The 4720-nt window shown below is 38.2% G+C and carries 7 protein-coding genes and 2 pseudogenes; 5 read left to right on the top strand and 4 right to left on the bottom strand.

Annotated elements, in window-relative coordinates; translation table 11 throughout:
• The first annotated feature begins 79 nt into the window (after positions 1-79).
• The 5 genes and pseudogenes from PR699_RS19090 to PR699_RS19070 all read left to right on the top strand — a co-directional run.
• Positions 80-514, top strand: a complete 435-nt coding sequence (locus tag PR699_RS19090) for an antirestriction protein (RefSeq protein WP_196555603.1) — start codon at positions 80-82, stop codon at positions 512-514.
• A 94-nt stretch (positions 515-608) separates the two neighbouring features.
• Positions 609-1430, top strand: a complete 822-nt coding sequence (locus tag PR699_RS19085; RefSeq protein ID WP_272577874.1) for a DUF932 domain-containing protein — start codon at positions 609-611, stop codon at positions 1428-1430.
• Positions 1431-1447: 17 nt separating this feature from the next.
• The gene (locus PR699_RS19080) at positions 1448-1930 is read left to right on the top strand and encodes a RadC family protein (protein ID WP_014656726.1); all 483 of its coding nucleotides are present in this window, start codon (positions 1448-1450) and stop codon (positions 1928-1930) included.
• Between the two features lie 8 nt (positions 1931-1938).
• Positions 1939-2160, top strand: a complete 222-nt coding sequence (locus PR699_RS19075) for a DUF987 family protein (RefSeq protein WP_272540075.1) — start codon at positions 1939-1941, stop codon at positions 2158-2160.
• Between the two features lie 772 nt (positions 2161-2932).
• Positions 2933-3175 (top strand): annotated as a pseudogene (locus PR699_RS19070) (tyrosine-type recombinase/integrase); the annotation flags it as partial.
• Between the two features lie 91 nt (positions 3176-3266).
• Here PR699_RS19070 and PR699_RS19065 read toward each other — a convergent pair.
• The 4 genes and pseudogenes from PR699_RS19065 to PR699_RS19050 form a co-directional block, all read right to left on the bottom strand.
• Complete coding sequence (locus PR699_RS19065; RefSeq protein ID WP_014656728.1) at positions 3267-3536, bottom strand: PAAR domain-containing protein; 270 nt, start codon at positions 3534-3536, stop codon at positions 3267-3269.
• A gap of 11 nt (positions 3537-3547) precedes the next feature.
• Positions 3548-3877 carry a DUF3969 family protein gene (locus PR699_RS19060; protein ID WP_158309810.1) on the bottom strand — a complete coding sequence of 110 codons (330 nt, stop codon included), beginning with the start codon at positions 3875-3877 and terminating at the stop codon, positions 3548-3550.
• Between the two features lie 124 nt (positions 3878-4001).
• Positions 4002-4328 carry a hypothetical protein gene (locus PR699_RS19055; RefSeq protein WP_014656730.1) on the bottom strand — a complete coding sequence of 109 codons (327 nt, stop codon included), beginning with the start codon at positions 4326-4328 and terminating at the stop codon, positions 4002-4004.
• Positions 4321-4720, bottom strand: a pseudogene (locus PR699_RS19050) (hypothetical protein); the annotation flags it as partial. The gene PR699_RS19055 and the pseudogene PR699_RS19050, both read right to left, overlap by 8 nt.

The following is a 4720-nucleotide window of genomic DNA, read 5'->3' as shown; positions in this document are numbered from 1 at the left end:
GAGAAAGCTCTGCACCGCAAGGTGTAGGGCTTTTTTGCTTATTACTGTCTATCAATATCGACTGAATTGGAGTTCTATTATGTTTACTTTACAAGAGCAAGAATCAACGGTTATCAAAACCAACCTCGTCAATTCCCGTGGTCGTAGTACCTTCTGGCGTTTTTACTTTAGTACTGTGCCAGACTGGCAACGTATTGAAGGCGATATCTTTAACATGATGGCGAAGCTTTGTAATCGCTATCAAGGTGCTTTCTGGGAGTTCAGTATGCTGTCTAATGGCGGCGCATTTATCTGGCCTGATATGCTCGAAACCTCCCTGCAAATGTTTAACCCGCATAACGGAAATGAAGCTGAGTTAAGCCCTGAAGCAGCCGGTATTGCTGTCTGTTTACTGGTGTATAGCATCTGGTCATTTAAAACCGAAAGTCCTGTGCTGGTGGAATATTTTTACCTGTTGCGTGATTACGCTATACAGCATCCGGAGCAAGCTCAAATCTTTCGCCTTATAGACTGATTTATCAGTCACGGTTTTATCTTTCCCCACCAGCAATCTTCATTTAATCCATTTATCGAATGATTTATCAGTTTAATTATTGAGGAGACCCCCTATGTCTCGTTTAACTTCCCGTTTTGGCAATGCTTGCTCTATTCGTCGTGACCGCCCGTTAACCATTGAAGAATTATTCCGCACAGTACCTAGCGTATTTTCAGAAGAAAAACACGAATCCAGAAGTGAACGTTATACTTACATCCCTACGATTACCTTATTGGATAGTCTTCAAAAAGAAGGCTTCTATCCGTTCTTTGCTTGCCAAACGCGTGTGCGAGATGACAGCCGTCGTGATCATACTAAGCATCTGTTACGGCTGAGACGCCATGACCAAATTACGGGCAGCCTAGTGCCTGAAATCATCTTACTCAATAGCCATGATGGCTCATCGAGTTATCAGATGTTACCGGGGATGTTCCGATTCGTTTGTCAGAATGGCTTAATTTGCGGACAAACCTTTGGTGAGGTGCGTGTACCGCACAAGGGCGATGTGGTGGAAAAAGTGATTGAAGGGGCTTATGAAGTGTTAGGGCTATTTAAACGCATGGATGAGCAACGTGATGCCATGCAGTCCCTATTATTACCGCCACCAGCCCAACACATCTTTGCTCAATCTGCTCTCACATATCGTTATGGTGAAGCGCATCAACCTGTGACCGAAGCGCAAGTATTACAGCCACGCCGTGTAGAAGATAAGAAGGACGATCTTTGGACGGTGTACCAACGTTTGCAAGAAAATTTAATTAAAGGGGGATTATCAGGCAGAAATGCGAAAGGTAAACGCGCTCGCACGCGTTCAGTGAATGGGATTGATGGTGATGTGAAGCTTAACCGAGCCTTGTGGGTGATGGCTGAAAATATGCTTCAACTAGCCTCGTAATGATGGAGATATTAACGATGGAGAGTATCAATACTTATACGAATACCTTAACACTGCTTCCTAATGAACAACGTACTATCAAACGTGCGTTGACCATACTGGATAAGTATCTGCGTGAACCGGGTATTGCTTTTACATCAACGCAAAATGTGAGGGATTGGTTACGGCTAAAAATGTCAGCATTAGAGCGTGAAGCGTTTATTGTGCTCTACTTGAATCAACAAAATCAGTTGATAAGCAGTGAAACCCTGTTTGCTGGCTCGATTAGCAGCACACAGGTTTATCCTCGTGAAGTCGTCAAACGAGCACTTCATTTTAATGCTGCTGCCGTTATCTTTGCACACAACCATCCGTCAGGCGATATCACGCCAAGCCAAGCGGATAAATCTATCACGCAACAATTAATAAAAGCATTGCAGCTAATTGAAGTACGAGTACTTGACCATCTGATCATCGGTGGTCAGCAAATCTTCTCTTTCGCTGAGCATGGCTTAGTATGAGGTGAACCATGAATATCATCCGTAAATCTGCAGCAATGAAGATCCATCAGCAACATTTAGACTCTCGCCTTGCTCGTTATTGTGCAGGAAAGTATGAATGGGTTGGTAATAGCGAGCATTATATTGGTAAGGAGGTGCCAGATTGTCGTGGCGTGTTAGCTGTTTATGTTGAACGTCGCCAAGACAGAGATGGCCCTTATGCGTGTGTCATGTGTGTGACATTAAATTGAATAAGTACTGATCACTTTGAGTTTATCCTATATTGGATGGATAAATTAAGCCTACTTCCACTTTGATTAGTATTCAATGGCACATATCAAACCGTTGGATCTTAACTGAATTAGACATTGAGGAATTAAACAAAAATGACACAATAAGACATCATTAAACATGTCAAATTGGCAATACCATGATTCATACTAGAAACAATTAACATGAATATGATCCCCATTAAATGTATACTTAAAAAGGATTCGAATACGTTATAATTACACCTGTCATCTGTGCAAAAAACAATCTATTTGCTGCGCTCTATCGCCCCAACCGTGCTCAACAAAACCCACCAAACGGACCGAGGGTACAAAAGAGGGTATAAAAGAGGGTATAAATAAAATCAAATTCAATTAATATTTTTAAATACAACTAGTTATAATGAAAAATCGATTCCGAGTCCGGCACCACTTTCACTTCTACAGTGGTCTCCTCAGTTAGTTTAGTTCCTCATAATGATTAAGTTATCTTCTATTCCACCTAAACAAACTCAATACGATATTTGCTATTTAAGCATAGCTTGTTCGATATAATTTAAAGACCATTTTATAGCGTACCACTCCCGACAGATATGAGCCTAAAACAAAGAACATAAGGCTTCTGGTAAGCGTACTCCGAGCAAACCTAATAGTTGCCGTTACTGATTGCTTTACGAGCAAAAAGAAATAATTATCGATTGGTGTTTGCCCTGATATTTCTCTTGCTGACGCCCGCGTTATACGTGATGAAGCCAATATGGTATTAAAACGAATGGGGTATAATAGTAAAGCAATGGGGCATGGTTTCCGCCACACTATGAGTACGATCCTGCATGAAAAAGGGTTTAACAGCACTTGGATTGAAACTCAATTGGTGCATAAAGATAAAAATTCCATTCGTGGAACCTATAATCATGGTCAGTATTTGGAAGGAAGAAGGGAAATGATGCAGTGGTATGCGGATTATATTGATGAGTTAGAGCATAAATCAAACTGAATAATATCATTTAGCCACCTTTGCGAATATTCGTAAAGGTGGTCATTACCTAGACTTTATTTTTTCCTAAGTACTGATATCGCGCTATAATTTAACCTACTGCGACAAGTATACAGCCACCTGAACATCCACAAGCGACTTTATGGCCTTCTAATGCTACAGGTATACCGTTAATTTTCATTAAACTATCTCCTTCAACGATAGTGCCTGTTTTTTTACATAAAGGGCAATAAACAGAGTCTCCCACACAGGCGACTCCTTGGGTTTGTTTGGCTAGAGAAGAAGCTGTAAGTACACTACCTCCAGTATTCGTCGTATCATTTTTTAAAATGATTTTTCTGCCGTTTACAATACTTCGCATCATTGCACCATTTATCTGATATTTGAGTATTCAAATTTTTCTAACTTAGCTAGTTCAAGAGTAGTTTCATCAAGTAATTCATTAATATTGAAATCAAATTTCTCTGGCGCAAGATCTAGCACATCCTCAAGTTCACAACCTTTAGAAATGATTTCAGTAACATGTTTGGATACTTTATGCTCTGAAAAAAACTTAACGTAATAAGGTTTAAATATTAAATTATTAGCTTCATCTATAGATAGTGTTTTTGACTTTAGCCCAGTCAAAACACCCAAAATAAATACAAGTGTAAATTTATCTATGCTAGTACTTTCTATTTCATAAAAAAATTTTTGTTTCATATAAATTTCTAATCGATTATAAGGATTATTTTGATTTATATAAAAAATTAGCCGAGTGGGAAGCATTTTATTTTTATAAATCAACATATATTACTAGCATTTTAACATATACTTGGTAATTATTTTAGGAGGTTACCTCATCAGAAAGGTTTGCATCTTTTGCTATTACTATTCCAGAAAGACCTACACTAGAATTTATATAGTATAAAAAACAATCTAAAGGCAATGCTTTTTTTATTCCGAACTCATCTTTAATCCATATAGGGATCTCTTTATATTGTTCTATCTCATATATTATATTTTGTTTTTCGAATTCAGAAAAATCCCAATGAATTACTTCTTTAAACCGTAGTTTTTTCTTATTTGATAAAAAAAACTCAAGAGTTTCTTCTTTATCTATATAAAAAATTCCATATATATTTTCATCATGAATGTTTACCATGTTAATCATTGATAGTTTCTCCGGGTTGTAGTGGCCTTCCATTTGATCGGATTTTATTTGGTGAAAACTCTGATGGATATTCCCAATCATGAACATGAGGATCTCCTGCGCCATGATCATGACCATAATCGATATCTTTTACTGGCTTACCTTCTGAGTCATATTTCCTCACTTGTTGTAATTCATTTGTTTCTGGATTCCGTTTTTCTAATATACCATCACTGGGGCCTAGATCTCCATTCTTACCTTCTGGTAGTCTATTCTTAGTTCTTTTTCCCTTAACTTGCATATAAACATATATCGCTGGTAGCGATGGTATTGGTGTTATCAGGATATAATCACGTAAATCTTTCGCATCTGGTGTAGGCGTAATGTATATCTGTGGCTGTCCTTCATGGATT

The sequence above is a fragment of the Providencia sp. PROV268 genome, from assembly GCF_028477805.1.
Classification (GTDB): Bacteria; Pseudomonadota; Gammaproteobacteria; order Enterobacterales; family Enterobacteriaceae; genus Providencia; species Providencia stuartii.
The sequence above is the reverse complement of the archived record's forward strand: the minus strand, read 5'-3'. Positions and strand labels throughout refer to the sequence as shown.

Bases quoted from the DNA above. Each gene is read 5' to 3' on its own strand.
- PR699_RS19090 (WP_196555603.1), top strand. From the start codon at position 80: ATGTTTACTTTACAAGAGCAAGAATCAACGGTTATCAAAACCAACCTC.
- PR699_RS19085 (WP_272577874.1), top strand. From the start codon at position 609: ATGTCTCGTTTAACTTCCCGTTTTGGCAATGCTTGCTCTATTCGTCGT.
- PR699_RS19080 (WP_014656726.1), top strand. From the start codon at position 1,448: ATGGAGAGTATCAATACTTATACGAATACCTTAACACTGCTTCCTAAT.
- PR699_RS19075 (WP_272540075.1), top strand. From the start codon at position 1,939: ATGAATATCATCCGTAAATCTGCAGCAATGAAGATCCATCAGCAACAT.
- PR699_RS19065 (WP_014656728.1), bottom strand. From the start codon at position 3,536: ATGCGAAGTATTGTAAACGGCAGAAAAATCATTTTAAAAAATGATACG.
- PR699_RS19060 (WP_158309810.1), bottom strand. From the start codon at position 3,877: ATGAAACAAAAATTTTTTTATGAAATAGAAAGTACTAGCATAGATAAA.
- PR699_RS19055 (WP_014656730.1), bottom strand. From the start codon at position 4,328: ATGATTAACATGGTAAACATTCATGATGAAAATATATATGGAATTTTT.